Source organism: uncultured Sulfitobacter sp., from assembly GCF_964021855.1.
GTDB lineage: Bacteria > Pseudomonadota > Alphaproteobacteria > Rhodobacterales > Rhodobacteraceae > Sulfitobacter.
In genome coordinates, this window is the sequence record NZ_CAXHZD010000001.1 from 908,046 (window position 1) to 934,382 (window position 26,337).

The 26,337-nt window shown below is 56.7% G+C and carries 26 protein-coding genes; 14 read left to right on the forward strand and 12 right to left on the reverse strand.

Annotated features, from left to right (window positions below):
- Positions 1 to 298 precede the first annotated feature (298 nt).
- The 8 genes from sdhC (at position 299) to AADJ11_RS04460 (ending at position 7,822) form a co-directional block, all read left to right on the forward strand.
- Entirely contained in the window at positions 299 to 682 is a 384-nt protein-coding gene (gene sdhC, locus AADJ11_RS04425) for a succinate dehydrogenase, cytochrome b556 subunit (protein WP_341233330.1), read from the forward strand.
- 11 nt (positions 683 to 693) lie between these two features.
- A complete protein-coding gene (gene sdhD, locus AADJ11_RS04430) occupies positions 694 to 1,065 on the forward strand; it encodes a succinate dehydrogenase, hydrophobic membrane anchor protein (RefSeq protein ID WP_341233331.1) in 372 nt (123 codons plus the stop codon).
- A gap of 30 nt (positions 1,066 to 1,095) precedes the next feature.
- Positions 1,096 to 2,901, forward strand: coding sequence for a succinate dehydrogenase flavoprotein subunit (gene sdhA / locus AADJ11_RS04435; RefSeq protein WP_341233332.1), 1,806 nt, complete (start codon positions 1,096 to 1,098; stop codon positions 2,899 to 2,901).
- 56 nt (positions 2,902 to 2,957) lie between these two features.
- The gene (locus tag AADJ11_RS04440) at positions 2,958 to 3,356 is read left to right on the forward strand and encodes a hypothetical protein (RefSeq protein ID WP_341233333.1); all 399 of its coding nucleotides are present in this window, start codon (positions 2,958 to 2,960) and stop codon (positions 3,354 to 3,356) included.
- Positions 3,356 to 4,174: an FkbM family methyltransferase gene (locus AADJ11_RS04445; RefSeq protein WP_341233334.1), complete on the forward strand. Its 819-nt coding sequence runs from the start codon at positions 3,356 to 3,358 to the stop codon at positions 4,172 to 4,174. The genes AADJ11_RS04440 and AADJ11_RS04445 overlap by 1 nt, the downstream gene beginning before the upstream one ends.
- Before the next feature lie 53 nt (positions 4,175 to 4,227).
- The gene (locus AADJ11_RS04450) at positions 4,228 to 5,007 is read left to right on the forward strand and encodes a succinate dehydrogenase iron-sulfur subunit (RefSeq protein WP_341233335.1); all 780 of its coding nucleotides are present in this window, start codon (positions 4,228 to 4,230) and stop codon (positions 5,005 to 5,007) included.
- Between the two features lie 332 nt (positions 5,008 to 5,339).
- A complete protein-coding gene (locus tag AADJ11_RS04455) occupies positions 5,340 to 6,992 on the forward strand; it encodes an FAD-binding dehydrogenase (RefSeq protein WP_341233336.1) in 1,653 nt (550 codons plus the stop codon).
- Positions 6,989 to 7,822, forward strand: coding sequence for a DUF1989 domain-containing protein (locus AADJ11_RS04460; protein ID WP_341233337.1), 834 nt, complete (start codon positions 6,989 to 6,991; stop codon positions 7,820 to 7,822). The genes AADJ11_RS04455 and AADJ11_RS04460 overlap by 4 nt, the downstream gene beginning before the upstream one ends.
- A gap of 41 nt (positions 7,823 to 7,863) precedes the next feature.
- Here the strand turns inward: AADJ11_RS04460 and deoD are convergent, their stop codons facing one another.
- The 3 genes from deoD to AADJ11_RS04475 form a co-directional block, all read right to left on the reverse strand.
- Positions 7,864 to 8,574, reverse strand: a complete 711-nt coding sequence (gene deoD / locus AADJ11_RS04465) for a purine-nucleoside phosphorylase (RefSeq protein ID WP_341233338.1) — start codon at positions 8,572 to 8,574, stop codon at positions 7,864 to 7,866.
- Between the two features lie 73 nt (positions 8,575 to 8,647).
- On the reverse strand, positions 8,648 to 8,962 hold the full coding sequence (locus AADJ11_RS04470; RefSeq protein WP_341233339.1) for an H-NS family nucleoid-associated regulatory protein: 315 nt from the start codon (positions 8,960 to 8,962) through the stop codon (positions 8,648 to 8,650).
- A gap of 81 nt (positions 8,963 to 9,043) precedes the next feature.
- On the reverse strand, positions 9,044 to 11,107 hold the full coding sequence (locus AADJ11_RS04475; protein WP_341233340.1) for a protein meaA: 2,064 nt from the start codon (positions 11,105 to 11,107) through the stop codon (positions 9,044 to 9,046).
- A 72-nt stretch (positions 11,108 to 11,179) separates the two neighbouring features.
- Here AADJ11_RS04475 and AADJ11_RS04480 point away from each other — a divergent pair, with 72 nt between their 5' ends.
- The 6 genes from AADJ11_RS04480 (at position 11,180) to AADJ11_RS04505 (ending at position 18,130) form a co-directional block, all read left to right on the forward strand.
- Complete coding sequence (locus AADJ11_RS04480; RefSeq protein ID WP_341233341.1) at positions 11,180 to 12,526, forward strand: 1-acyl-sn-glycerol-3-phosphate acyltransferase; 1,347 nt, start codon at positions 11,180 to 11,182, stop codon at positions 12,524 to 12,526.
- Positions 12,527 to 12,678: 152 nt separating this feature from the next.
- Positions 12,679 to 13,959 carry a crotonyl-CoA carboxylase/reductase gene (ccrA, locus tag AADJ11_RS04485; protein WP_341233342.1) on the forward strand — a complete coding sequence of 427 codons (1,281 nt, stop codon included), beginning with the start codon at positions 12,679 to 12,681 and terminating at the stop codon, positions 13,957 to 13,959.
- A gap of 368 nt (positions 13,960 to 14,327) precedes the next feature.
- Positions 14,328 to 15,050, forward strand: a complete 723-nt coding sequence (locus tag AADJ11_RS04490) for an autoinducer binding domain-containing protein (RefSeq protein WP_341233343.1) — start codon at positions 14,328 to 14,330, stop codon at positions 15,048 to 15,050.
- Between the two features lie 169 nt (positions 15,051 to 15,219).
- Entirely contained in the window at positions 15,220 to 15,855 is a 636-nt protein-coding gene (locus AADJ11_RS04495; RefSeq protein WP_341233344.1) for an acyl-homoserine-lactone synthase, read from the forward strand.
- Between the two features lie 41 nt (positions 15,856 to 15,896).
- The gene (locus AADJ11_RS04500) at positions 15,897 to 17,435 is read left to right on the forward strand and encodes an AAA family ATPase (RefSeq protein WP_341233345.1); all 1,539 of its coding nucleotides are present in this window, start codon (positions 15,897 to 15,899) and stop codon (positions 17,433 to 17,435) included.
- Positions 17,432 to 18,130, forward strand: a complete 699-nt coding sequence (locus tag AADJ11_RS04505) for an SDR family oxidoreductase (protein ID WP_341233346.1) — start codon at positions 17,432 to 17,434, stop codon at positions 18,128 to 18,130. The genes AADJ11_RS04500 and AADJ11_RS04505 overlap by 4 nt, the downstream gene beginning before the upstream one ends.
- Here the strand turns inward: AADJ11_RS04505 and AADJ11_RS04510 are convergent.
- The 9 genes from AADJ11_RS04510 to AADJ11_RS04550 form a co-directional block, all read right to left on the reverse strand.
- On the reverse strand, positions 18,127 to 18,846 hold the full coding sequence (locus tag AADJ11_RS04510; RefSeq protein WP_341233665.1) for a TIGR02186 family protein: 720 nt from the start codon (positions 18,844 to 18,846) through the stop codon (positions 18,127 to 18,129). The two genes, AADJ11_RS04505 and AADJ11_RS04510, sit on opposite strands and share 4 nt — an antisense overlap.
- Before the next feature lie 47 nt (positions 18,847 to 18,893).
- Entirely contained in the window at positions 18,894 to 19,802 is a 909-nt protein-coding gene (locus AADJ11_RS04515) for a sulfite exporter TauE/SafE family protein (RefSeq protein WP_341233347.1), read from the reverse strand.
- 81 nt (positions 19,803 to 19,883) lie between these two features.
- On the reverse strand, positions 19,884 to 20,852 hold the full coding sequence (locus AADJ11_RS04520) for an ABC transporter permease (protein WP_093916787.1): 969 nt from the start codon (positions 20,850 to 20,852) through the stop codon (positions 19,884 to 19,886).
- Positions 20,852 to 21,982, reverse strand: a complete 1,131-nt coding sequence (locus AADJ11_RS04525; RefSeq protein ID WP_341233348.1) for an ABC transporter permease — start codon at positions 21,980 to 21,982, stop codon at positions 20,852 to 20,854. The genes AADJ11_RS04520 and AADJ11_RS04525 overlap by 1 nt, the downstream gene beginning before the upstream one ends.
- A gap of 1 nt (position 21,983) precedes the next feature.
- Positions 21,984 to 23,540 (reverse strand): ABC transporter ATP-binding protein, encoded by a 1,557-nt coding sequence (locus tag AADJ11_RS04530; protein ID WP_341233666.1) that lies wholly within the window; start codon positions 23,538 to 23,540, stop codon positions 21,984 to 21,986.
- 20 nt (positions 23,541 to 23,560) lie between these two features.
- Positions 23,561 to 24,556, reverse strand: a complete 996-nt coding sequence (locus AADJ11_RS04535; protein WP_341233349.1) for a BMP family ABC transporter substrate-binding protein — start codon at positions 24,554 to 24,556, stop codon at positions 23,561 to 23,563.
- 127 nt (positions 24,557 to 24,683) lie between these two features.
- A complete protein-coding gene (locus tag AADJ11_RS04540) occupies positions 24,684 to 25,097 on the reverse strand; it encodes an N-acetyltransferase (protein ID WP_341233350.1) in 414 nt (137 codons plus the stop codon).
- 11 nt (positions 25,098 to 25,108) lie between these two features.
- On the reverse strand, positions 25,109 to 25,765 hold the full coding sequence (tsaB, locus tag AADJ11_RS04545; protein WP_341233351.1) for a tRNA (adenosine(37)-N6)-threonylcarbamoyltransferase complex dimerization subunit type 1 TsaB: 657 nt from the start codon (positions 25,763 to 25,765) through the stop codon (positions 25,109 to 25,111).
- Positions 25,758 to 26,318 (reverse strand): NifU family protein, encoded by a 561-nt coding sequence (locus AADJ11_RS04550; protein ID WP_219578863.1) that lies wholly within the window; start codon positions 26,316 to 26,318, stop codon positions 25,758 to 25,760. The genes tsaB and AADJ11_RS04550 overlap by 8 nt, the downstream gene beginning before the upstream one ends.
- Between the last annotated feature and the right edge of the window lie 19 nt (positions 26,319 to 26,337).

Genomic DNA, 26,337 nt, shown 5'->3' on the forward strand with positions numbered 1-26,337 from the left:
CCTTTTCGCAATGCGGGGTTACCAGCGGCTGCGAAATTCCTTCCCTCCATCCGCGCTAGGGAAGCTGCCGATTTACCAAATCCAAAATATGCCGCTGAATTCTTACTGATTTAATCGGGTTTACGGCTTTGTGATCACATGAAAAAAATTCGTGATCACAAACTGATAATTGTTGTGAATGTTTCACATTTTTTAACGAATTTGGTGCGCAAACATAGGTGAAAGCGGTCCTCTGTGCGTGACAGTATCGAAAATACCGCTATCTATAGGCAGAACTTGACGAGAAAAGGAATCCATCATGGCTGATGTGAACCGGGGCAACCGCCCGCTGTCTCCACACCTGTCGATCTACCGCCCGCAATTAACGTCGATGACGTCGATCCTGACCCGGATCACAGGCAATGCAATGCTGGTCGCCGCGTTGTTGATCGTTTGGTGGTTCTTGGCGGCCGCGACGTCGCCCGAAGCATTCGCGACAGCCAACGGCTTTATCACCAGCTGGTTCGGCGATCTGGTGATGTTCTTTTCGCTGCTCGGCCTTTGGTATCACACCCTTGCTGGCATCCGGCACCTGATCTGGGACAATGGCTATGCGCTGGATATCCCAACGGCTGAAAAGCTGGGCTGGGCCATATTGGCCGGGTCGGTCGTGCTGACCATCATCACCGCGCTGATCATTTAAGGGGAATAGACATGGCTTATTTGACAGACCGCAAACGCGCGCTTGGCTTGGGGTCGGCGAAATCCGGCACCGCTCATTTCTGGGCGATGAAAGTCAGCTCGGTTGCATTGCTCATCCTGATCCCGCTTTTCGTCTTTACCTTTGGCGCAGCACTGGGTGGCACCTATGAAGAGGTGCTGGCCTATTACGCCAAACCGTTCCCTGCAATCGTGGCCGCACTGACATTGGCCGTGGGGTTCAAGCATTTTAACGACGGTGTGCAGGTGATGATCGAAGACTATGTTCATGGTCTTTCGCAGAAAATTGCCATCATCTTGATGACTTGCCTCAGCTACGGCGCAGCGGCGGTTGGCATTTTCGCCATCGCACGCATCGCGCTTTAATACAGAATTCGCACTACGGGAGTCCGAGACATGGCTGCATACGAATATGAAACGCATGAATATGATGTGGTTGTTGTGGGGGCCGGTGGTGCCGGTCTGCGCGCCACCCTCGGCATGGCCGAGCAGGGCCTGAAAACGGCCTGCGTTACCAAAGTTTTCCCGACACGGTCGCACACTGTTGCAGCGCAGGGCGGCATTGCCGCGTCGCTGTCGAACATGGGTCCCGACAACTGGCAGTGGCACATGTATGACACCGTCAAAGGGTCTGACTGGCTGGGCGATACGGATGCGATGGAATACCTCGCCCGTGAAGCCCCCAAGGCGGTTTACGAGCTTGAGCATTACGGCGTTCCATTCTCGCGCACCGAAGCGGGCAAGATTTACCAGCGTCCGTTCGGTGGCCACACCACCGAATTTGGCGAAGGTCCGCCCGTACAACGCACCTGTGCCGCGGCTGACCGCACCGGCCACGCGATCTTGCACACGCTTTATGGGCAATCGCTAAAGCATAACGCGGAATTCTATATCGAATATTTTGCCATCGATTTGATCATGTCCGAAGACGGCGTATGTCAGGGCGTTTTGTGCTGGAAACTGGACGACGGCACCATGCACCTGTTCAGCGCCAAGATGGTTGTTTTGGCGACCGGCGGTTATGGCCGCGCCTATTTCAGCGCCACATCGGCACACACCTGTACCGGTGACGGCGGCGGCATGACTGCTCGTGCAGGTCTGCCCCTGCAGGATATGGAATTTGTTCAGTTCCACCCGACCGGTATCTATGGCGCGGGTTGTTTGATCACCGAAGGCGCGCGCGGCGAAGGTGGCTATCTGACCAACTCCGAAGGCGAACGGTTCATGGAGCGGTACGCGCCCACCTATAAAGACCTTGCCAGCCGCGACGTTGTTTCGCGCTGCATGACGATGGAAATCCGTGAAGGGCGCGGTGTGGGCGAAAACAAAGACCACATTCACCTGCACCTGAACCACCTGCCCAAAGAGACACTGGATCTGCGCCTGCCGGGTATTTCGGAATCGGCGCGCATTTTTGCCGGCGTTGACCTGACCAAGGAACCGATCCCGGTTCTGCCGACGGTCCACTATAACATGGGCGGCATTCCCACGAACTACTGGGGCGAGGTGCTGTCACCGACCGCCGACAAACCTGACAACGTTGCACCCGGCCTGATGGCTGTTGGCGAGGCGGGCTGCGCTTCGGTTCACGGGGCAAACCGTCTTGGATCAAACTCACTGATCGATTTGGTTGTGTTCGGTCGGGCCGCTGCGATCCGCGCCAAGGATATCGTTGATCCGACGACACCAGTGCCCACGCCAAATCAACGCTCGATTGATGCGGCATTCGACCGGTTTGACGGTTTGCGTTATGCCAAGGGTGACATCGCAACTGCGGAACTGCGCCTAGAGATGCAGAAAACCATGCAGGCCGATGCTGCTGTGTTCCGCACCGACAAGACGTTGAACGAAGGTAAAGTGAAGATGGACGAGGTTGCAGCCAAAACTGCGGACCTCAAAGTGACGGACAAGTCGCTGGTCTGGAACTCTGACCTGATGGAAACGCTTGAGTTGACCAACCTGATGCCAAATGCTGTGGCGACGATCACGGCAGCGGCAGCGCGCAAGGAAAGCCGCGGGGCACACGCCCACGAGGATTATCCGGATCGCGATGACAAAAACTGGCGCAAGCACAGCCTTGTTTGGTTCAAAGGGAACGAAGCGTCGCTTGGTTATCGCGGCGTTCATCTTGATCCTTTGACGACCGAGAAAGAGGGCGGAATCGACCTCAAGAAAATCGCACCGAAAGCGCGGGTGTACTAAAGCCACGGTTCCGGCCCGGCACATGCCGGGGCATACACCAATCCAAAGGAAACACTGTGTCAGTTGCGGGATATTCAATTCAAAACACCTTGGCAGGCCTGCGTCACGGCACGGGCCGTTCGGCAGCGTTTTGCATGGTGTTGGTGGCTGCGGGCCTATCTGCCTGTACAGAGGCGTCCGACCGCGTTGATGCAATCGCCCGCGAAAGCACCAAAGGTGTTGTCACAGAAACCATCGCCACGCGTTTTCCCGAGGTACCAAAGCAGATGATCACGCCGTTCACCGACTGTGTGATCGATCATGCCAGTGCCGACGAGGTGCGCGTTTTTGCCAAGTCGGTGGTGATTGGTGTGGATGACACGACCGTTGCGACTGTACGCTCTGTTCTGTCGCGCCCTGAAACCGTGCGCTGCCTGTCGCAAAGCAGCCTTGGCCTGACGGGAACTCTTGGCTGATGGGGGTTGAGGGGGAAAGCAACGTGATGGCGGACCAGATCAAAGCGGCCGAGATGGATGCCCTGCGCGACCGCTACCGCAAGGGATCGACGCAAGAACGGTCAAAGATCAAGGCGTCGCTTGGCCCGGTCGAGATCGAATTCGCTGACATCAAGATGCTTGTTGATCCCCGCGACAACTATACCGAAACCCGCATGTGGCTTGACGGCTGCCCACCCGAGCTGAAATCGCTGGTGGCTGTGGTCGAGCTGGTGGAAGATCGCAACGTTCTGGTGATGGACATCGGTGCCAACTGCGGTGCCTTCACCATTCCGCTGGCGCTTGCTTGTGGCAAAGGATCGCGCGTTATCGCGTTTGAACCCAACCCGATCATGGTGGGGCGTTTGGGCCATAACATACAGCTTAATAACCTTGCTGACGTCATTCGGATAGAAGGCTGTGCATTGTCTGATCACGAGGGCGAGGCGACGCTGAACTTTCGCGGGCATAACTACGGTCAGGCGTCCCTAAAGGACGTTAAGCCCGGGATGCGTAATGGTACGATCCTGGTGCCCACCCGACCGCTGAGCCATTTTACAGCCGCGTCGAAAGATCACGATTTCACGCTGATAAAAATCGACGTTGAAGGTGCTGAAGAAGCCGTTCTTGGCCCGATGCTGGACGGCGCGCAGTCTGGCGGATGGTTGCCCGATGCGATCTTGATCGAGGTACGTCATGCCGATGAATGGCAGACCGACCTTTGCGAAAAAATACTGGCCAGCGGTTTCGAAGAAACCATGCAGGCCGAAGGAAACGCGCTTTATCTTAAGAAAAACTAAGCGCCCGAATTTATTGAAAACGGGGTAACGCCCGGCAGACCAGGAGAAGCGATATGGTTCAACTCACGCTCCCAAAAAATTCCCGGATGACATCCGGTAAGACGTGGCCAAAACCCGAAGGTGCCAAAAACCTCAAGCAGTTCCAGATTTACCGCTGGAACCCTGATGACGGTAAGAACCCAGCCATCGACACCTATTTCGTGGACATGGACAGCTGCGGTCCGATGATTTTGGACGCTCTGATCAAGATCAAGAACGAGATCGACCCGACCCTGACATTCCGCCGGTCCTGCCGCGAAGGGATCTGCGGATCTTGCGCGATGAACATCGACGGGATCAACACCCTTGCCTGTACCTACGGCGTTGAGGAAGTGAAGGGCGCGGTGAAAATCTATCCTTTGCCACACATGCCTGTGGTCAAGGATTTGATCCCCGACCTGACCCATTTCTATGCGCAGCACGCGTCGATCCAGCCTTGGCTGGAAACCGAAACGCCAGCCCCTGCAAAGGAATGGAAGCAGTCGATTGATGACCGGGCCAAGCTGGATGGTTTGTACGAATGCATCATGTGCGCGTGTTGCTCCACATCCTGCCCCAGCTACTGGTGGAATGGCGATCGCTACCTTGGTCCAGCCGCATTGCTGCACGCCTATCGCTGGTTGATCGACAGCCGGGACGAAGCAACAGGCGAGCGTTTGGACGAACTTGAAGATCCGTTCAAACTGTACCGCTGCCACACGATTATGAACTGCGCCAAGACTTGCCCCAAAGGTTTGAACCCGGCGGCAGCAATCGCGAATATCAAAAAGATGATGGTCGAACGCACCATCTAATCAGCTTTGCCCACCCCGCATCCGTCGGGGTGGGCCGGCAGGCCGCATATGCCTCTTATTCTAATCACCTTTATTATCGTATTTCTTATCGTCGCCTATGTTACCCGGCGCGGCACAGATACACGCGCCTGTCGGTGGCGAAAAAACGCGTCACGGGACAAGGGCAGCCGGCACTATTACCGCTGCGCTGCCTGCGGTGCCGAGGCATACACCGCCACAAAAGGCCCCCCGCAAGACTGCAAATCCAAAGTAACCTCGCGGCCACTTTGAACACGGTCCTCGACACCGCCATCGGTCGTCGACTAGCCTTTTCCTGAGCTAGGGGGGGAACCATGACTGATAAAAATTTCAAAGCAGATGTGATTGTAGTGGGCGCAGGCCTTGCTGGCATGGTCGCCGCCCACGAAGCGGTTTCGCGCGGGCGTCGCGTGCTATTGATAGACCAAGAAGGCCCGCAAAGCCTGGGTGGGCAGGCATTTTGGTCCCTCGGCGGGTTGTTCATGGTGGATACGCCCGAACAACGCAGGCTTGGTATCCGCGACAGTGCTGAACTGGCCTTGCGCGATTGGATGGGCTCCGCGCAGTTTGATCGCCCCGAAGATGCAAACCCGCGCGCCTATGCCACACGGTTTGTCGAATGGGCCGCTGGCGATATGCGCGGCTGGCTGCACGGGTTGGGCATGCGGTGGTTCCCTGTCGTCGGCTGGGCAGAACGCGGTGGGTCGATGGCGGGGGGGCACGGCAATTCCGTGCCGCGTTTCCACATCACTTGGGGGACGGGCACCGGCGTGGTGGCCCCCTTTGCAAAGCTGATGCAGGACTACGCTGCCGCCGGACAGCTGCACATGGCGTTTCGCCATCAAGTTACCGCGCTTGAGGTTACAAATGGTACCGTGTGCGGGGTGTCGGGGGATGTGCTTGAAGACACAACCAAGCCGCGCGGGGAAAGCACGGGCCGTTCAGTGACCGGCGCGTTCAGCTATCAAGCCGAGTCCGTTATTTTGACGACGGGGGGCATCGGCGCCAATCATGATCTGGTGCGCAAGCATTGGCCCGCTGACCGTCTGGGGAACCCGCCACGCCGCATGGTTTCAGGCGTGCCAGATTACGTGGACGGCAAGATGCACGGTATCGCGGCGACGGCTGGTGCTGGGCTGATCAACGAAGACCGCATGTGGCACTATTGCGAGGGTGTTGAAAACTGGAACCCGATTTGGCCCAACCACGGCATTCGTATTTTACCCGGCCCTTCGTCGATCTGGCTGGATGCCAAGGGCGACCGGATGGAGGCCCCCTGCATGCCTGGCTTTGACACGTTGTCGACACTCAAGCGGATATTGCAGGCGGGCGAGCACAGTTGGTTTATCCTCACCCAAAAGATCATCGAAAAGGAATTTGCCCTTTCAGGGTCTGAGCAGAATCCTGACCTGACGGATGGCGGCTGGCGTGATGTGTTGAAAGCGCGGCTTGGCAAAGGGGCCACGCCCGCTGTTGAGGCGTTCAAGGAAAATGGCGCAGATTTCATTGTCGCAGATCGTTTGGAAGAACTGATTGCGGGGATGAATAAGCTAACCCCGGATCAGCCGCTTGATCTGGAACATGTGCATTCCCAGATCGCGGCGCGGGATGGGCAGTTGGATAATCCGTTTTCCAAGGACGCGCAGATCACTGCGATCCACGGTGCGCGCAACTATCGGGGGGATAAGCTGATCCGCACGGCCAAACCGCATGCCATTCTGGACGCCGAAAATGGTCCGCTGATCGCTGTCAGGCTGAACGTCTTGACCCGTAAAAGTTTGGGCGGTCTGCATACCGATCTGCAAGGCAGGGTGCTGACGACACAGGGCGGCGTTTTGCAGGGTCTTTTCGCTGCAGGCGAGGTTTGCGGCTTTGGCGGCGGTGGTTACCACGGGTATAACGCGCTTGAGGGGACATTCCTTGGCGGATGTTTATTCTCGGGTCGCATTGCAGGGAAAAACGCATGAACACACCAAAAGACGCAGCTGCACGGCGCGCGGTTAAACCGGTTATCTGCTATCCGGTTGATACCCTTCCTGTGCCAGACATGGCCGGGTACGAGCGGGCGCGTGCCACGATGACGAAGGTGGACGAAGTTTTGGTGCCGCCGCGCGATGCGGGATGCTTTACCGTACCTGCGGGGCATTTCTTTCGGATTGTCAGCGTTGAGGGGTCGCAGGTCGGTGATTTGAACCTGTGGGCGCGTGATAACCTGAATGAACGGTTCTATTCCGGCAAAACCCGCGCGTTGCACGGAACTCATATTACGACGGGTCAACGGATGTGGACCAGCTTTCCTTATCTGCGGCCCATGGCGACGATCACCCATGATACGCTGGGCTGGTACGGCAAGGATGAATTTGGCGGATCGGTGCATGATGTCATCGGCACGCGCTGTGATCCCTACACCCATCACTTGTTGGCGGGCGGGCAGTACCATCATTGCTGTCATTCTAACCTGACCCGCGCGCTGGCAAACCACCTAGGCGTTCCCGTGGCCGAGGCCGAGCCGTACGTGCATGATGTGCTGAATGTCTTTATGTGCACCGGATTTACCCGTGACACGGGCCAGTACTTTATGAAGGCCAGCCCGGTGCGGCCCGGTGACTATCTTGAATTCTACGCCGAGATTGATCTGCTGGGCGCGTTAAGCGCCTGTCCGGGGGGCGATTGCTCGGCAGAGCATTCTTCGGATGCTGCGGCCTGCTATCCGCTGCTGGTCGAGATTTATGCGCCTGAAGCAGATGCCGCGGCACAACCCTTTGTCAGCGGCTATGACCGATCACATGGTGTCTAGCGCTTAAACCCCAATGCGGGGTTTAAGCGTACCGACGTATTTTATGCGTCGGGAAAGGCTGCTTTCAACGCAATCTCGACCATGTCGCCAAAGGATTGTTCGCGCTCTGATGCGGGCAATGCCTCACCGGTTTGCAGGTGGTCGCTGACGGTAAGCACGGCCAAAGCTCGGCATTTATGACGTGCTGCCAAGATATAGAGCTCGGCGGCTTCCATCTCGACGCCCAAGACGCCGTGGCGGACCATCTGTTCATCCAGATCCGGGCGTTCGGCGTAAAACACATCAGACGAATAAATGCCGCCGACATGGGTTTTGGTATCCATTGATTGCGCAGCCGTAACGGCAGCTTGCAACAAGGACCAATCGGCACAAGGCGCGAAATTCATTTCGCGGAAAATACCAGAAGAAGGGGACGTGATTGTTGTCGCCGTCATTGCAATGATGACATCACGAATGCCAACATGCGGCTGCATGCCGCCACATGATCCGATGCGGATCAGCGTTTTGGCACCGTAGGTCGAAATCAGTTCATTGGCGTAGATAGAAAGCGACGGCATTCCCATTCCGGAACCCTGAATGGTTACACGGTGGCCATTCCATGTACCGGTAAAACCGAGCATACCGCGCACTTCGTTCACAAGTTTGGGGTCTTTCAGAAACTTTTCTGCCGCCCATTTTGCGCGATAGGGGTCACCGGGCATTAAAACCGTTTCAGCGATTTCGCCCACTTGGGCACCGATATGTGTCGTCATTTTGATATCTACCGTTAAATGTAAAAGAGCGCCCCGGCGTTGGGGCACTCTATTCTACGTTACAGATTTAGCCTTAGATGGCGAGGTCGTCTGGCGAAACGCCTTTGGCTGTCAGTTCGCGGTACCAATTTGGTTGGCGGCCTTTGCCAGTCCAAGTTTGGGATTTGTCAGCAGGGTTTGCGTATTTTGCAGCAGCTTTGGCACCCTTTGGTTTTTTTGCACCCGAAGATACTTCATCCAAAGAAAAACCAAATTCAGCCGCTGCTTTTTCAGCCGCTTTACGTGCTTCTACACGGTCGCGTTCATACGCAGATTTAATCGCAGTTTTCACGTCGTTCAACAAAGTCTCAAGCTCTTTATGAGACATGGAGTCTAGATTAATGCTCATTTTACTCGTTCCTATTCAGCAAGTGGCTTTCGCTTTACGCGAAAAGAATAAACAAAAAAAGAAAATAAGCGCCTAATCAAATTACTGTGCTGCAATAGTTTCCGGGTCTGCCAGTATTACGATATCTTGCATGATTGTATTCAACTCAAAGTCTTTGGGCGTATAAACCCGCGCCACGCCCATTCTGAGAAGTCGTGTTTTGTCGTCTTCGGGAATGATTCCACCCACAACGACTGGAATATGTCCAAGACCAGCCTCGCGCATCTGCTCCATCAGGTCTTCGACCAGCGGAATATGCGACCCTGAAAGAATAGAAAGCCCGACAACGTGGTGATTACCCTCTTTCGCGGCTTTGACGATCTCCGACGGCGTCAGGCGAATACCCTCATAGGCGATATCCATGCCGCAATCGCGGGCGCGTACGGCAATTTGTTCTGCGCCGTTTGAATGGCCGTCAAGCCCGGGCTTGCCAACCAGAAAGCTAAGCCTGCGGCCCAGACGTGTGCTGACAGCATCCACGGCCTCGCGCAGATCATCCAAGCCTTCTGTCTTGTTCGAACGGCCTGCGGCAACGCCCGTGGGGCCGCGATATTCGCCATGCACAGCCCGCATTTGCGCGGCCCATTCACCGGTGGTTACCCCAGCTTTGGCGGCAGCGATTGACGGTTCCATGACATTGCGCCCTTCGGCGGCGGCCGCGCGTAGATCGGCCAGCGCCTTGTCCACAGCGGCCTGATCGCGTTCGTTTCGCCATGCACTCAGGCGGTTGATCTGATCGGCTTCAACGGCCGGGTCAACGACCATGATGCCGCCATCGCCGGTCATCAGGGGTGAGGGTTCGCCCTGTTGCCATTTGTTGACGCCGACAACAATTGTCTCGCCCTGTTCGATCCGGCCCAGACGGTCGGCGTTGCTTTCGACCAATCGCGATTTCATGTAATCTATTGCGGAAATTGCACCGCCCATGCCGTCAAGGTTGGCCAATTCGGCGCGCGCGCCTTCTTTTAACGCTTCGACTTTGCGATCAACGGCCGGGTTGCCATCAAACAGATCGTCAAACTCAAGCAGATCAGTCTCGTAGGCCATGATTTGCTGCATCCGCATCGACCATTGCTGATCCCACGGGCGCGGCAGACCCAAAGCTTCGTTCCACGCGGGCAATTGAACGGCGCGGGCGCGGGCGTTTTTCGACAGCGTGACGGCCAGCATTTCGATCAAAATGCGATAAACGTTATTTTCGGGCTGCTGTTCCGTCAAACCTAGGGAGTTCACCTGAACACCGTAACGGAAGCGGCGGAATTTGGGGTCCTCGACGCCGTAGCGTTCAAGGCAAATTTCATCCCATAGGTCACCAAAGGCGCGCATTTTGCACATCTCGGTGACAAAGCGAATGCCGGCATTCACAAAGAATGAAATCCGGCCAACCAGTGTTGGGAAATCTTTCTCGGGCACGCGGGGGCGCAGGGCGTCCAAGACGGCTGTGGCGGTGGCCAGGGCAAAGGCCAATTCCTGCTCGGGTGTCGCGCCGGCCTCTTGCAGGTGGTAGGAACACACGTTCATCGGGTTCCATTTTGGCACGTTTGTATAGCAATATTCAGCCACGTCCGCGATCATCTTCAAGGACGGTGCTGGCGGGCAGATATACGTGCCGCGCGACAGGTATTCCTTGATCAGGTCGTTTTGGACGGTTCCCTGCAGGGCAGAAACATCAGCGCCCTGTTCCTCGGCCACGGCAATATAGAGCGCCAGCAACCACGGTGCGGTCGCGTTAATGGTCATAGAGGTGTTCATTTGCTCAAGCGGGATATCTTTGAACAACATCCGCATATCGCCAAGATGGCCAACGGGAACGCCGACTTTGCCGACCTCGCCACGTGACAGGATATGATCGCTGTCGTATCCGGTTTGTGTCGGAAGGTCGAAAGCAACAGAAAGGCCGGTCTGACCTTTGGCCAGATTGCTGCGGTACAGCGCATTGGATGCCTCGGCGGTGGAGTGTCCGGCATAGGTGCGGATGAGCCAAGGGCGGTCTTTGGTTTGTTGCGTCATGGTGCGGCCTTTCGTGAATCGGGAGAGCAATATTATTACTCTGACAGACTGATACTTGAAATAATCAGGCAGTGTCAATTCGCTGCATCGCGGCATGTTAACATCGGTTTTGGGGGGAACGTCTGTTTAATATTGCTCAGCCCCTTTTGGTTCTGCAAGGGTGGGCCGATGACGCAGACCGTTGAACTCCCTATCTGGCTATTTGTGGTGATTTTGCTTTTTGCGGCAGTCACAGCGCTAAGCCATTTCTTGTTACCATCCGTGCGTTGGTTTTTCCGGCTGCGTCTGGAACGGGCCGTGGCACGGCTAAATAAGCGTCTGACACGCCCGATTGAACCTTTCAAGCTGGCCCGCCGCCACGACATGATCCAGCGGCTGATCTATGACCCCCAAGTCAGTCAGGCGATTGCTGATCATGCCCGTGCAGAAGGCATTCCCGAAAACGTCGCGTTCGAGCAGGCACGCCGATATGCGCGCGAGATTGTCCCGAGCTTCAGCGCCTTTGCCTATTTCAGTTTCGGCATTCGGCTCGCCCGGTTTTTGGCCAACACGTTGTACGAGGTGCGGACAGGCAGCAACAACGCCGCCGTGATCGAAAAGATACCCAGCGACGCCACGGTGATTTTTATCATGAACCACCGCAGCAACATGGACTATGTATTGGTGACCTATCTGGCGGGCGAGGCATCGGCACTGAGCTATGCGGTGGGGGAATGGGCGCGGGTTTGGCCGCTTAGCCGGTTGATCAGATCGATGGGTGCCTATTTCATCCGCCGCAAATCGCGGGGCGCATTGTACCGCAAAATTCTGGCGCGCTACGTTCAAAAGGCGACCCAAGGCGGCGTGACCCAAGCAATTTTCCCAGAAGGCGGGCTGAGCCTTGATGGCAAGTTGATGCCGCCGAAGATGGGGTTGCTCGGCTATGTTCTTGAGGCTGACCTTGCCGATCGTGACGTGGTGTTTGTGCCGGTGGCTATTAACTATGATCGGGTTCTGGAAGATCGCGTTTTGATCGCCGCAGGCCAAGCAGGCACCCGCCGGTTCAAGGCGCGTATATCTGTGATCTTGACCTTTATCCTTCGTAAAACATGGTTGCGGATACGCGGCAAGTTTCTGCGCTTTGGCGAGGCGGCAGTGGTTTTTGGTGAACCCGTGCCACTGCGTGACTATGGCCCTAACCCCGATGTGGATCGTGTCGCCCAAGATCTGATGGGGCGCATCGCCAGCGAGATGCCGTTGCTGTTTGTTCCGCTGATGGCGCATGCATTGGTGTCGGCCGCAGCGCCGATGACCGATGATGCGCTGACTGCTGAGATGGCGCGGCTGTTGGGGCAGGCGAAAACATCCATAGACATCCCTCATGATGATTTCGACGACGCGGTCTTTAAGGCGCGTGAACATTTGCTGCAACGCGGGATGATACGCGCAGACAACGATGTAATTGCAGTGGTGCCAGATCAACTGCCTGCGTTGACCTTCTATGCCAACTCAATCGTGCATTTCTTTAAAAAATAGAACCCGGCCCCGATTTTTCTGCGGTTGCAAAGTTATAAAGTTGCAAATTATGACCAATTCCGGTTGCATTGTTGCGCCATGGGCAATATCTCACTTTTAGACGCCGCGATTCTGCACTGCGGCACAAACGAATTCTGACAGTGGAGACCCCCATGGCCCTGGACACGAACATTGCGCAGTACGATGCGCCGGAAAAAGACCTGTACGAAATCGGTGAGATCCCTCCGATGGGGTATGTGCCCAAGCAAATGTACGCTTGGACCATTCGCCGCGAACGTCATGGCAACCCGAACACGGCGATGCTGGAAGAAGTGGTGGATGTTCCAAAGCTCGACAGCCACGAAGTGCTGGTTCTGGTTATGGCGGCTGGCGTTAACTACAATGGTGTCTGGGCTGCCTTGGGCAAACCGATCAGCCCGTTCGATGGCCACAAACAACCCTTTCACATCGCCGGTTCCGACGCATCGGGGATCGTATGGGCGGTTGGCGACAAGGTAAAGCGCTGGAAAGTCGGCGACGAGGTTGTGATTCACTGCAACCAAGACGATGGCGATGACGAGCACTGCAACGGTGGCGACCCGATGTATTCGCCCAGCCAGCGCATCTGGGGCTACGAGACACCTGATGGGTCATTTGCTCAATTCACCAACGTGCAGGCACAGCAGCTTATGCCACGTCCCAAGCACCTGACCTGGGAAGAGGCCGCCTGCTATACGCTGACCTTGGCGACGGCGTACCGGATGCTGTTCGGTCACGAACCACATGACCTGAAGCCCGGCCAAAACGTATTGGTGTGGGGCGCATCGGGTGGTTTGGGATCTTACGCGATCCAGTTGATCAACACCGCTGGCGCAAATGCGATTGGTGTTATCTCGGATGAATCCAAGCGTGATTTCGTCATGGACCTTGGGGCCAAGGGCGTTCTGAACCGCAAGGATTTCAACTGCTGGGGTCAGATGCCAACAGTGAACACACCTGAATACGCCGCCTGGTTCAAAGAGGCGCGCAAATTCGGTGCGGCGATCTGGGAAATCACTGGTAAAGGCGTAAACGTCGATATGGTGTTCGAACACCCCGGCGAGGCGACATTCCCTGTGTCCACCTTCGTTTGTAAAAAGGGCGGCATGGTTGTGATCTGTGCCGGTACCTCTGGCTTTAACCTGACACTGGACGTGCGGTATATGTGGATGCACCAAAAGCGTCTGCAAGGCAGCCACTTTGCCCATTTGCAGCAAGCGTCCTCAGCGAACAAACTGATGCTCGAGCGCCGGTTGGACCCGTGCATGTCGGAAGTCTTTACATGGAATGACCTGCCCGCCGCCCACATGAAAATGTTGGCAAACGAACACAAGCCGGGGAACATGTCTGTTCTGGTACAGTCACCGACAACCGGTTTGCGTACCTTGGAAGATGCTTTGGAAGCGAAAAAGTAAGTAACACACGTTCGAATAGGACGGAATGCGCCCGCGAATCGGTTAACCGCTTCGCGGGCGCGATGCGTTTGAAAGTGGCATTTTGTGAAACAATAGCTTGTCTGAACGCTATCCCACCAGAAATGGGGAGTTGGAAACCGCGACTATGTGCAAATTTGAGCGCATGCTATGGTTGTGTTAATCAATATTTAACCACAAAAGTGAGAATTTTAACATGCAAAGCGACTGGATATTGGAAGTTCTCACCGATCTGAAGGCATTCGCGACAATCAACGGTTTGCCCGTATTGGCAGAACAGTTGGATGATACCGCGATTGTTGCCTTGGCCGAGATTTCCGCCCGTGAAGACAGGACTGGACGGAAGCCAAATGGTAGCGATCTCTGCAAAGCTGGATCTGATATTGGAGGGGCTGGAACAGGCCACCACATTTGAGGGCCTACAAGTCGCCAGCGAAGCGCTGCGCGACCACTACGATCTTGCGCATGTCGTGTATCACTGGGTTGATTCCGCGGGGGATCAATATGGCTGTGGCACTTATTCGGAGGCCTGGCAGGAACGCTATCTAAGCCAGAATTACCTGCGCACGGACCCGGTGATATCGGGGTGCTATCAACGTTTTCACCCAGTGGATTGGAAACGGCTGGATTGGAGCAGCAAAGCCGCCCGCGCATTGCTGTTGGAGGCGATTGAATATGGCATTGGCAACCAAGGTTTTTCTGTTCCAATACGCGGGCCAAACGGGCAATTTGCGCTTTTTACCGTAAACAATTCCTGTAGCGATCCTGAGTGGGAGGCCTTTACCGAGGCTAACCGCCGCGAGCTTATTTTGATTGCGCATTATTTCAATGAAAAGGCGCTGGAATTGGAGCCGGGGCGCAAACCAGAAGCCGCGCAAGCGCTTTCGCCGCGTGAAGTCGACGCAATGACCTTGATCGCGATTGGGTATAATCGGGCGCAAGTTGCAAACACCCTATCCATTTCCGAGCATACCTTGCGGGTATATATTGAAAGCGCGCGATTCAAATTGGGCGCGCTGAATACCACCCATGCAGTGGCGCGCGCGCTTAGCCGCGGGTTGATTATTGTGTAGTTAGCCAAGGAGGGGGCCAGCCCCCGCCTTTCAGGCTCCCCCGGGATTTTGGTCCATTTGGAAAAGTGAAGTTGCGATTCCGGTTGCTTTGGCGGGCGCTAATATCGGCCAGCGTTAAATAACCCACATGTATTGAGACCCCCGAACCAGCAAGGGGATGCGGCAATTCATGTTGAGATACATTTACGGTGACCAACTGAAAGATCACCCGAAACTGAGTGCAACCATGTTTCGCGACAGGGCGGCGCAATTTAAAGACCGGTTGAAATGGGATGTTACTGTCGATGCGGACGGGTTTGAGAAAGACGCATATGATACGCTAAACCCCTTATACGTGATTTGGGAGTTGCCCGGTGGCATCCATGGCGGGTCGATGCGGTTTTTGCCGACGACAGGGCGGACCATGGTCAACGAGCATTTCTTGGGATTATTGGAGGGGCCTATTTGCAGCCCGTTGATTTGGGAATGCACGCGGTTCTGCCTGAGCGCGGAAGCATCCGGGCAGGCCGCCGCTGCGCTAATGCTGGGGGGCGGAGAGATTATGCGGGGCTTTGGCGTTGCGCATTTCGCCGGGGTGTTTGATGCCCGGATGGTGCGGATATACCGCATGACGGGTGCGTCGCCCGAAATTCTGGGCAGCAGCGGTGAGGGCGCGGCACGGATCAGTGTGGGGCTCTGGAGCTTTGACCAAGCTGCGCAAGCGCGATTGGCGGAACGGTCGGGCATTTCGCCGCGCCAATCCGAGCAATGGTTTGAGCAAAGTTTCAGGGCAGCTTCTGCGATGAAGGTTGCGATTAGCGGCTAAGTTGTCTGGCCCCCGGCGCGGCCCTGATTTAGGGTCGCCCCATGACAACACCAATGCTTACTTATTCAGATGATCAGGCGGCTGCATATGACAGCGTGACCGAAATGCTGCGCCTCGCCGGAATTAATCTGGAAGACAGTCTTTTGATGCCGCCCGCCGGGGGCAAGGATCAGGTTATGGCCGTGACTGGCAAGGCCGGATCCGGCAAAACGCTGTTGCTGGCAGAGCTTTACAAGGCCTTGCAAGCCGCCGGTGTTGATATCGTTTCGGGCGATTACGAATCCCGCAAGCGCAAGGATAAGCGGTCGCTTGCGATTTTGGCCCCGACAAACAAGGCGGCATCGGTGTTGCGGTTGCGGGGCGTCCCCGCGACGACGATCCACCGGATATTATACACCCCCGTTTACGACCCCGAATACGAGCGTATCGCGGAATGGTTGACCGGTAATGGCGAGCGGCCCGAGATCGAGGGGCTGACCGAAGTGTCGCTTGACCGTGCCGCTGCATTTTATGCCAACAATAAATCGATCCCCGGCGCACTGGCCGCTGCGGGATTGCGGGGCAGTGATTTCATCACAGGGTGGAAGCGCCGCGAAGAACCGTTGGACATCGGCTTGGTCGATGAAAGTTCGATGTTGGATGATAAGCAGTTCGAAGACCTGAAAGAGATTTTTCCGACGCTGCTGTTGTTCGGTGACCCGGCGCAGTTGGCCCCGGTCGGGCAATCCGGCACCATGGTGTTTGAGAAACTGCCGGAAAACCGGGTGTTGAACCTAAGCCGTATCCACCGTCAGCAAGCTGACAACCCTATTCTGGATTTGGCCCACGCGCTAGCAGACCCTGATCTGACGTTTGAGCAATTTGAACGGATGATCGAGGAGGCCGCCAAGAAAGATGATCGTGTGGTCTGGGGCCAGCGTGTCGAGGTTGATTTGATGGCACGGTCCCCCGTTTTGGTGTGGCGCAACGCGACGCGCATTCGGCTGATTAACGCGTTCCGGTCCGTGCATGGCGCGCCAGAGGATGCGCTGTTGGCGGGCGAGCCGTTGATTTGTGATGGTATTGAATTGCCGCTTAAGCACCGGAAAAAACGGCTCGACCTTGAGGCGCGCGGCCTGATCAAAGGCGCGCAGGTGATCTATCTGGGCAATGGTCGCAAACCCGGGTTCAGCCGTTTGCATGTGATGGGAGCCGAGGATCCGCAGATATCGGCCGCGTCGATTGTGAAGATCGAAAAACCCGATGAGGAAGAACCGTTCATTCCCTTTGCCGCCCGTATGGGGGCCACGTTCTTGCACGGGGCGGCGGTGACCATCCACAAGGCGCAAGGCAGCCAATGGGATACGGTCCAAGTCTTTGCCCCCGATCTATACGCCGCAGCGCGTATGGGCCGGTCAGAGGCGGGGCAGCCCCTGTGGAAACGGCTTGCCTATGTGGCGATCACGCGGGCGCAGGAACGGTTGATCTGGGTGGTGCGTAACCGCTTGTCCAAGCCGACGGGTATGCTGCGTGTCGATGACTTGCGGGCGACCCCAGTGGCCCCGCTGAGCTTGGACATTCAGACGGAGGAAGAGGTATGAAAACGATACTGATTACCGGTGCGAGTTCGGGTATCGGGCGCGCGACGGCGGAGCTGTTCCTGGATCAGGGATGGCGCGTTGGGTTGATCGCGCGCAGGGCCGACCGGCTGGCCGAAATCGCTGATGCCTACCCTAACGCGGTGGCGCTGCCGGCTGATGTGACGGATGCGGCGGCCATGCGGGAGGCTTTCGATGCGTTTGGCCATATCGATGTGCTGTTCAACAACGCGGGGCTGTTTGGGGTGTCCGGCCCCATCGATGAAATCCCGCTCGAGGTTTGGACCGAGGTGATGCAGGTCAATATCAATGGCATGTTCATCGCAGCGCAACTGGCGTTTGAACGTATGCGCGCACAGAACACGGGCGGGCGTATCATCAACAACGGATCGCTGTCGGCCTATGTGCCGCGCCCCGGGTCGGTTTGTTATACGATGAGCAAGCACGCGGTCACCGGCCTGACGCGCACGTTGTCCCTGGATGGGCGACCTTTTAACATCGCCTGCGGGCAGATTGATATTGGTAACGCCGAAAGCGAATTGGTCGCGGACCTTAAGGCGGCCAATCCCGACATGGATACGATGGACGTGAAACATGCGGCGTCATCGGTGCTGCATATGGCGCAAATGCCAGCGGAGGCGAATGTTCAATTCATGACCGTGATGGCGACCAAGATGCCCTATATCGGGCGCGGTTAACGGCGGATCAATGCAAACGCGGCCGAGGCCAACCATCCGGCACTGATCGCAATTGCCAGCGATAAAAGACCGTACAGCAAGGACTGTTCGCGCGACAGGTTGTAGAGCCACCGTTCCAGCCCGACCTTGCGCACGTCAATCAAGGTCTCATATTGCGCGACGACGTTTCCGTCGCGGGTCAGGAAAATGCGTGTGTCATAATCCCCTTCGACCAAAGCAGCAGGAAGCTGCACTGTCGCGCGGAACAACGTCTGTTGATCGACGGTGACCCCTGCCTCGTCCAGTTGATACTGGTCTTCCCTTGAGCGGATACGGATCAATGCTTCGGTGAATGCAGCGGAATCCGTAATCGTCATTGGCGCCCCAACCGACCTGATCGCCCGAGGGATTGATATCTTGTGGCGCAGGTCTTCGACCCGGCTTAGGACATCGTGAAGCGGCCCACTGGTGGCAACGGCGTAAAAGCTGGGCGCGTGGTCCACTTCGACCGACGCGGTGTTCACCCAGATACCGAATTTCTTTTCTTTGCGGCGGACCACGACGGGCTTTGACGGGCCGGATACCGTGACGACCACCTGTAATTCGGACGTGTCCGGTATCGGCGTTTCGCGTTTGACCGCCCCGAAAATGATAATCTCGGACCCGTTGAAATTCGTGGCGATCGATACTTCGGTTTGGTTCAGGCCCAGCACGATGTCTTCTTTGGCGTGTGCCATCGTCCAAAATGTCAGACAGGCAAGGGTCGCTGCAAAGTACTGCCGGATCATGACGTGAACCCGATGGAATAAAGCTCGGACGGTTGCAGCAGCAGGTCCAGCGCCAGCTTCCCACAGACGGCCAGCACCAAAAGGGCCAGCAGGATGCGCAGCTGTTCGGCCTTCAGCTTGGTCCCTAGGGAGGTGCCAAATTGCGCGCCGATCACGCCGCCGATCAACAACAGGACGGCCAGAACAATATCAACGGTATAGTTGGTTGTCGCGTGCAGCAGCGTGGTAAAGGCGGTTACAAACAGGATTTGGAATAGCGACGTGCCAACGACCACTTTGGTCGGCATGCCCAGCAGATAGATCATTGCCGGCACCATGATAAAGCCGCCACCGACGCCCATGATGGCGGCCAGCAGACCGACGAACGCGCCAACCAACAAGGGTGGAATGACCGAGATATAAAGCCCCGTGACACGAAACCGCATCTTGAACGGCAGCTTTTGAATCCAAGTGTGTTTCTTGCGTGGCTGGCGTTTTCCGGTGCGGGTTTTGTACAGCGCGTTGAGCGATTCAATGAACATCAACCCGCCGATGATCCCCAGAAAAACCACATAGCAAAGGTTGACCAGCAAATCGACTTGGCCAAGGGATTTCAGGTAGTTGAAGATGCTGACGCCTCCGGCAGCCCCGAAAAGTCCGCCGATCAACAACACGGTGCCCATCCTCAGATCGACCGTCTTGCGCTTAAGATGGGCCAATAGGGCAGAGACGGAGGAGGCGACGATCTGGTTCGCACCGGTCGCCACAGCGACAGCCGGCGGGATGCCGATAAAGAACAAAAGCGGCGTGATCAGAAACCCGCCACCGACGCCAAACATACCGGAAAGAATGCCCACAATGCCGCCCAAGCCTAACAGCAGGAACGCGTTAACCGAAATCTCGGCAATGGGCAGGTATATTTGCATATATGCTGTTAGCCTGATTTTCGGATTGAAATCAATTGTGGATGCTGCGCTGCCGAAAAATTTCCGGCAGCGCAGGTGGTATTAGCGTTCTTTTACGTAGGGCTCCCCGCCCGCGCGGGGTGGGATGGCTTTGCCAACAAAACCGGCAAGGATGATGACGGTCATGACATAGGGCAGCGCGCCCAGCAATTGGCCCTGAACTTTGACGCCGATCAATGCTTCGATCACGTCGGGGCGTGTTTCCAGCGCGCCGAACAGGCCAAACAGCAATGTCGCCCAAAGCGCGTACCAAGGCCGCCACTTGGCAAAGATCAAAGCCGCCAGCGCGATATAACCACGGCCTGCCGACATGTCCTTGATGAACCCGGCTTGCAGGGCGGTGCTTAGATACGCACCCGCGATGCCACACAAGACGCCGCAGATGCACACGGCGGCATAGCGCAGCCCGATGACCGACACGCCTGCTGTGTCCACGGCGGCAGGGTTTTCCCCCACAGCGCGCAGGCGCAGACCGAACCGCGTACGATACAGCAACCACCAGGTCAGCGGCACAGCAGCAAAGGCGGCGTAAACAAGGATCGAATGGCCCGAGATTAGTTCGGCGTAAAGCGGGCCAATGAATGGCACAGGCTCAACCGCGTCGGCAAAGGGCAGGGTGATCGGATTAAACCGCGCGCCACCGATCAGCGACGGGGTACGCCCGCCCTGTTGAAACCAATCTTGGGCGATCAGCACGGTCAGACCGGCGGCAAGAAAGTTGATCGCCACACCGGATATCAGTTGGTTCCCGCGAAAGGTGATTGATGCCAGACCGTGCAGCAAACTAAGCGCGAGCGAAGCGGCGATCCCCGCCAGCAGCCCCAGCCACACATTGCCATACAATGCCGCAATAGCCGCCGAAAAGAACGCTGCCGCCAGCATTTTGCCATCCAGACCGATGTCAAAAATCCCGGCGCGTTCAGAGAACAGCCCAGCAAGGCAGGCCAGCAGCAGGGGTGTCGCAAGGCGAACGGTGCTGTCCAGCAGTTGGATAAGTGTCATGTAATCCATTATTCTGCAGGCTCCACCGGTTTACGTTCTGGTTTGGGGGCGCGGGCATTTCGGATGCTCAGGAATATCTTTTCCAGCGGCATCCGCACCATGTTATCAAGCGCGCCGGTGAATAGGATGACCAGCGCCTGAATGACGACGATCAATTCGCGCGGGATCGAGGTCCAAAGCGCGAGTTCGGCACCGCCTTGGTACAGAAACCCGAATAGGATCGCGGCCAGAAAAACGCCCAACGGATGGCTTCGGCCCATCAAGGCAACCGCAATACCGATGAACCCGGCCCCTTCGGTCGCGTTCAGAACCAGCCGTTCAGATTCGCCCATGACGTTGTTGATGGCCATCATTCCGGCCAACCCACCCGAGATGATCATCGTAATCATCGTGATCTTTACCGGTGAAATCCCCGCATATTTTGCAGCGGATTCCGAATGGCCATAGGCCCGAATTTCATAACCAAGCCGGGTGCGCCAGATCAGTACCCAAAGAAAGAAACAGGCGGCAATCGCGACCAGAAGCGAGATATTGGCGGGGGCCGCTTTGGAAAAGTTGATCCCGATGGGGGCCAGCAAATCATGCAGTGTCGGCAATTTGGTTGCGTCGGGGAACCGTGCGGTGGCCGGGTCCATGCTGCCTTTTGGGCGCAGCATATTGACCAGAATGTAGTTCAGGACCGCCGCGGCGATAAAGTTGAACATGATCGTGGTGATAACGATATGGCTACCGCGTTTGGCTTGCAAAAATGCCGGTATCGCGGCCCATGCTGCACCAAAAAGCGCGGCCATTGTGGTGGCCCCGATCAGCGCCAACGACCAATGTGGCCAAGGGATGTACAAGCAGGCCAGCGCAACGCCCAGACCGCCCAGCATCGCCTGACCTTCGCCGCCGATGTTGAACAGACGCGCATGAAACGCGATGGCGACGCATAGTCCGGTGAACATGAAATTCGTGGCGTAATACAGCGTATAGCCCCAGCCATAGGTGCTGCCCAATGCGCCTGTCACCATCAGTTTGACCGCAGCAACCGGGTCTTCCCCGATGCCCAAAATCACCAGCGCCGACAGGGTCGCCGCCAAGATCAAAGAGATAAGCGGCACAAGGACGACCTCGGCCCATTTTGGCATGACGTCCATCCTAGACCCCTATCTTTGCATCAGCGTCGGTAATGCCCGCCATCATCAGGCCCAGCTCTTTTTCATCGGTGTCGGCGGCATCGCGCACACCCATGATCTGCCCGTCAAACATCACGGCGACACGGTCGCTGAGTGCGAGGATTTCCTCAAGCTCGACCGACACCAGCAGGATCGCCTTGCCCTGATCACGCAGGGCAACAATCTGTTGGTGGATGAATTCGATGGCACCAATATCGACACCGCGTGTGGGCTGGCCAATCAACAACAGATCGGGGTTACGCTCGATCTCGCGGGCCAGAACGATCTTTTGCTGGTTCCCGCCCGAGAAGTTCTTGGCCGCCAGTTTCGGGTTTGGCGGGCGCACGTCAAAACGTTCCATTTTCTCGACGGTATCGGCCTTGATCGCGGCGTTGTTCATCAAGATACCACTGCGATAGGACGGGTCCTTGTGGTAGCCAAAGGCGGTGTTTTCCCACGCGTGATAGTCCATAATCAGACCTTCGCGTTGGCGGTCTTCGGGCACGTGGGCAATGCCGTGGTTGCGTCGTGACTGACCGTCGGATTGCTTGCCGGTCAGGTCCAGTTCCTGACCTTTGACCTTCACAGAACCGGTGCCGGTTTGATAGCCGCCCAAGACCTCAAGCAGTTCGGACTGGCCGTTGCCAGCCACACCCGCGACGCCCAGAATTTCACCGGCACGTACTTGCAGATCGATCCCGCGCAGACGTTCCACGCCTTTTTCGTCCACCACGCGCAGGCCGTGGATATCCAGAACGACATCACGGGGTTGTGCCGGTACTTTATCCACGCGCAACAACACCTTGCGGCCAACCATCAGCTCGGCCAGCTCGGCGGGGGAGGTTTCTGCGGTCTCGACCGTTGCGGTCATTTCACCGCGTCGCATCACCGATACGGTATCCGTAATGTCCATGATTTCGCGCAGTTTATGCGTGATCAGAATGATCGTTTTCCCCTCGGACCGCAGCCGGCCCAGAATGCGGAACAACTGATCGGCTTCGGCGGGGGTCAGCACGCCCGTGGGTTCATCTAGGATCAAAATATCGGCCTGCCGGTACAGTGCCTTCAGGATCTCGACCCGTTGCTGCATGCCAACACCGATGTCTTGGATCAGCGCGTCAGGGTCGACCTTGAGGCCGTAATCATCGGCCAGCTTTAAAAGGCTTTTGCGCGCCTTGGCCAGCGACGGCTTCAGCAACCGCCCGTCTTCGGCACCCAGAATGATATTCTCAAGCACCGTAAAATTCTCGACCAGCTTGAAATGCTGGAACACCATCCCGATGCCTGCGGCGATCGCGGCCTGGCTGTCAGGGATGTCTGTCTTTTTTCCACTGATGAAGATCTCGCCCTTATCCGCTTTGTAAAAGCCGTAAAGGATGCTCATCAACGTGGACTTGCCCGCGCCATTTTCGCCGATGATCCCATGGATCGTACCGGGCATAACGCGGATGGAAATATCTTTATTGGCCTGCACTGGACCAAAGGCTTTGGAAATACCTTTGAGTTCAATGGCTGGAGCGGCAGTTGCCTGCCGCTCCATATCCGTTTTGTCGTTCACGTTCAGAAATCCAGAACGGGGCAGGTATCGTCGGACATATAGTCGTGGACCACCAATGTGCCGTCTGCGATTTGCGCAGATGCCTCATCGACCACGGCTTGCATGTCGGCAGAAACGATATCTTTGTTGTATTCGTCCATCGCATAGCCGACGCCGCCATTGGCGATGCCCATCACGTTAAAGCCTTTTTCCATACCGGGGCCATCAGCCATGGCTTGGTACACAGCGTTATCAACGCGTTTCAGCATGGATGTCAGAACCTTGCCCGGGTGCATGTAGTTTTGGTTGCTGTCCACACCGATGGACAAGATGCCCTCGTCTGCGGCTGTTTGCAGAACACCAACGCCGGTGCCGCCAGCAGCAGCATAAACCACGTCAGCACCTTGGCTGATTTGCGCTTTGGTCAGCTCGGAGCCTTTTACCGGGTCATTCCAAGCGGAAGGTGTTGTGCCGGTCATGTTGGAAATAACGGTCGCGTCAGGGTTGGCTGCCAAGACACCTTGGGCATAGCCACAGGCGAATTTGCGGATCAACGGGATATCCATGCCGCCGATAAAGCCGACAGTGTTGGATTCAGATGCCATCGCGGCCATCATGCCAACCAGATACGAACCTTCGTGTTCGTTGAAGACAACCGAACGTACGTTTGGCGCGTCAACGACCATGTCGATGATGACGAAATCTGTTTCAGGGTAATCGCCGGCAACTTGGCCAAGCGCGTCACCAAAAGCAAAGCCGGTCATAACAATCGGGTTGGAGCCCGCTTCGGCGAAACGACGCAACGCTTGCTCGCGCTGTGCTTCGGATTGCAATTCGATTTCGCGGAATGTCTCGCCTGTTTCTTCGGCCCAACGCTGTGCGCCAGAGAAAGCTGCTTCGTTAAAGGATTTGTCGAACTTGCCGCCAAGGTCAAAAATCAATGCAGGCTCGGCCAGTGCGGCACCAGCGCCAAGGGCGGTGACAGCAGCGGCACCAAGCAGTTTGGTCATTAGGGTCATGGATCGTCTCCCAGTTTTTGTTGTGTTGGGGTTTGGCGCAGGGCCTTACCCGGTCGCGGGCGCGCGCCCGTCGATCAGATACACGATACTGCTTAGCGGGTGGCTGGGGTCAACCGGATTCTCAGGTTTAGGGGCCAGAATCCACTGATTTACCATGCGTTAAGTCCTTTGAGAGGATCAAAGCATCGATGAATGCACCATCTTTACGCGCATAATAGCGCGGTCTTGTGCTGGTCCGATCAAAGCCGAGGCTTTCGTAAAGGGTAATGGCGGGGGTGTTATCGGCGGCCACCTCAAGAAACGCGGTCTCCGCATCGCAGGCCAGCCATTTGTGCATCAAGCGTCGTCCGATGCCCTGATTCTGAAACGCCGGATCAACGGCAATCGTCAGCAGCTCGGTCTCGCCCGCGACCAGCCGCGTCAGGGCAAAGCCGCCCTGCGCCTCAAGTGCTGTGACAAAAGGCGAGGCAAGAAGGTCGGCAATCTCAGCCGCATTCCAAGCGCGATCACGCAGAAATGCCGCCGCGTGGATATGTGCCATCTGGTCTGGGGTCACGGTAAAATAGTAGGTGGTGCATCGCGTGCGGGGGCAGCGTCAGCGGGGCGCAGGTACAGCGGGGCAGGGCGCGGATTGTCATGGGGCGCGCGGCTGGCGGCAATATGCGCGATGGCGTCGGCCAGCGGCATCTGAGGTTCGCAAACTGTGCCGTTCGTGAGCGTCGCGATCATGTCGGCCTGATACCCGATACATTTTGGATCGGCCCGCGTGGGGATCATTGGCAGTTCATCAAGGCTGCACATCGTGGGCGGGCGATCATCCAGCGTGCCAAAAACCTGAACGAACATTTTGTCTTGGCGGGCATCCACGCTGGCGATCACCACGTCATCGGTGCCATGGGCCAACGCCTCAAGCTGGGATACCCCGATTGCAGGAATGCCCAGCCCCAAGGCCAGACCGCGCGCGGCTGAAACCGAAATGCGAATGCCGGTGAAATTTCCAGGCCCGATCCCGACGCCAATAGCGGTTAAATCCTGATAGGTGACCTCGGCCTGTTCCAGCACGTCGCCGCAAAGACCCAGCAGGCGTTCGCCTTGTCCCTTGGCCATGGGTTCAAGGATGCTTGCCACGATCTGATCGCCCGACAGCAAAGCGGCCGCACAATGTGCGGCCGATGTGTCAAACGCCAGTATTTTCGGCGTCTTAGGCAACCGGGCGTACCTCGGTTACTTCGGGAATGTAGTGGCGCAACAGGTTTTCGATACCCATTTTCAACGTCAAAGTCGAAGACGGGCATCCAGCGCAGGCACCCTGCATGTGCAGGTAAACCACACCGCGTTCAAACCCGTGAAACGTGATGTCGCCGCCATCTTGGGCCACGGCAGGGCGCACGCGGCTATCTAGCAGTTCCTTGATCTGGCCAACAATCGCGCCGTCTTCGCCAGTGTGCTCGGCGTGACCGGAGGCGTGTTCGTGGCCGGTTTCCATGACGGGCTGGCCCGATTGGAAATGTTCCATGATGGCCCCCAAAAGCGCGGGCTTCAGGTGATCCCATTCAACGGAATCAAGCTTGGTCACGGTCACAAAATCGGTGCCGAAAAACACGCCTGTCACGCCTTCGACGGCGAACAAACGCGTGGCAAGTGGCGACGCGCTGGCGGCTTCGGGCGCGGGGAAATCAGCCGTGCCCATTTCCAGCACGGTCTGGCCGGGCAAGAATTTCAGCGTGGCGGGGTTCGGCGTGGATTCGGTCTGAATAAACATGACATGCTCCTGACAACGG

Bases quoted from the DNA above. Each gene is read 5' to 3' on its own strand.
- AADJ11_RS04535 (WP_341233349.1), bottom strand. From the start codon at position 24,556: ATGACCCTAATGACCAAACTGCTTGGTGCCGCTGCTGTCACCGCCCTT.
- sdhC (WP_341233330.1), top strand. From the start codon at position 299: ATGGCTGATGTGAACCGGGGCAACCGCCCGCTGTCTCCACACCTGTCG.
- AADJ11_RS04495 (WP_341233344.1), top strand. From the start codon at position 15,220: ATGTTGAGATACATTTACGGTGACCAACTGAAAGATCACCCGAAACTG.
- AADJ11_RS04530 (WP_341233666.1), bottom strand. From the start codon at position 23,540: ATGGAGCGGCAGGCAACTGCCGCTCCAGCCATTGAACTCAAAGGTATT.
- AADJ11_RS04540 (WP_341233350.1), bottom strand. From the start codon at position 25,097: ATGGCACATATCCACGCGGCGGCATTTCTGCGTGATCGCGCTTGGAAT.
- sdhD (WP_341233331.1), top strand. From the start codon at position 694: ATGGCTTATTTGACAGACCGCAAACGCGCGCTTGGCTTGGGGTCGGCG.
- AADJ11_RS04445 (WP_341233334.1), top strand. From the start codon at position 3,356: ATGGGGGTTGAGGGGGAAAGCAACGTGATGGCGGACCAGATCAAAGCG.
- ccrA (WP_341233342.1), top strand. From the start codon at position 12,679: ATGGCCCTGGACACGAACATTGCGCAGTACGATGCGCCGGAAAAAGAC.
- AADJ11_RS04455 (WP_341233336.1), top strand. From the start codon at position 5,340: ATGACTGATAAAAATTTCAAAGCAGATGTGATTGTAGTGGGCGCAGGC.
- AADJ11_RS04475 (WP_341233340.1), bottom strand. From the start codon at position 11,107: ATGCCGCGATGCAGCGAATTGACACTGCCTGATTATTTCAAGTATCAG.
- AADJ11_RS04515 (WP_341233347.1), bottom strand. From the start codon at position 19,802: ATGCAAATATACCTGCCCATTGCCGAGATTTCGGTTAACGCGTTCCTG.
- AADJ11_RS04500 (WP_341233345.1), top strand. From the start codon at position 15,897: ATGACAACACCAATGCTTACTTATTCAGATGATCAGGCGGCTGCATAT.
- AADJ11_RS04510 (WP_341233665.1), bottom strand. From the start codon at position 18,846: ATGGCACACGCCAAAGAAGACATCGTGCTGGGCCTGAACCAAACCGAA.
- AADJ11_RS04550 (WP_219578863.1), bottom strand. From the start codon at position 26,318: ATGTTTATTCAGACCGAATCCACGCCGAACCCCGCCACGCTGAAATTC.
- AADJ11_RS04525 (WP_341233348.1), bottom strand. From the start codon at position 21,982: ATGGACGTCATGCCAAAATGGGCCGAGGTCGTCCTTGTGCCGCTTATC.
- AADJ11_RS04520 (WP_093916787.1), bottom strand. From the start codon at position 20,852: ATGGATTACATGACACTTATCCAACTGCTGGACAGCACCGTTCGCCTT.
- AADJ11_RS04470 (WP_341233339.1), bottom strand. From the start codon at position 8,962: ATGAGCATTAATCTAGACTCCATGTCTCATAAAGAGCTTGAGACTTTG.
- deoD (WP_341233338.1), bottom strand. From the start codon at position 8,574: ATGACGACACATATCGGTGCCCAAGTGGGCGAAATCGCTGAAACGGTT.
- AADJ11_RS04480 (WP_341233341.1), top strand. From the start codon at position 11,180: ATGACGCAGACCGTTGAACTCCCTATCTGGCTATTTGTGGTGATTTTG.
- AADJ11_RS04450 (WP_341233335.1), top strand. From the start codon at position 4,228: ATGGTTCAACTCACGCTCCCAAAAAATTCCCGGATGACATCCGGTAAG.
- AADJ11_RS04460 (WP_341233337.1), top strand. From the start codon at position 6,989: ATGAACACACCAAAAGACGCAGCTGCACGGCGCGCGGTTAAACCGGTT.
- AADJ11_RS04490 (WP_341233343.1), top strand. From the start codon at position 14,328: ATGGTAGCGATCTCTGCAAAGCTGGATCTGATATTGGAGGGGCTGGAA.
- AADJ11_RS04505 (WP_341233346.1), top strand. From the start codon at position 17,432: ATGAAAACGATACTGATTACCGGTGCGAGTTCGGGTATCGGGCGCGCG.
- sdhA (WP_341233332.1), top strand. From the start codon at position 1,096: ATGGCTGCATACGAATATGAAACGCATGAATATGATGTGGTTGTTGTG.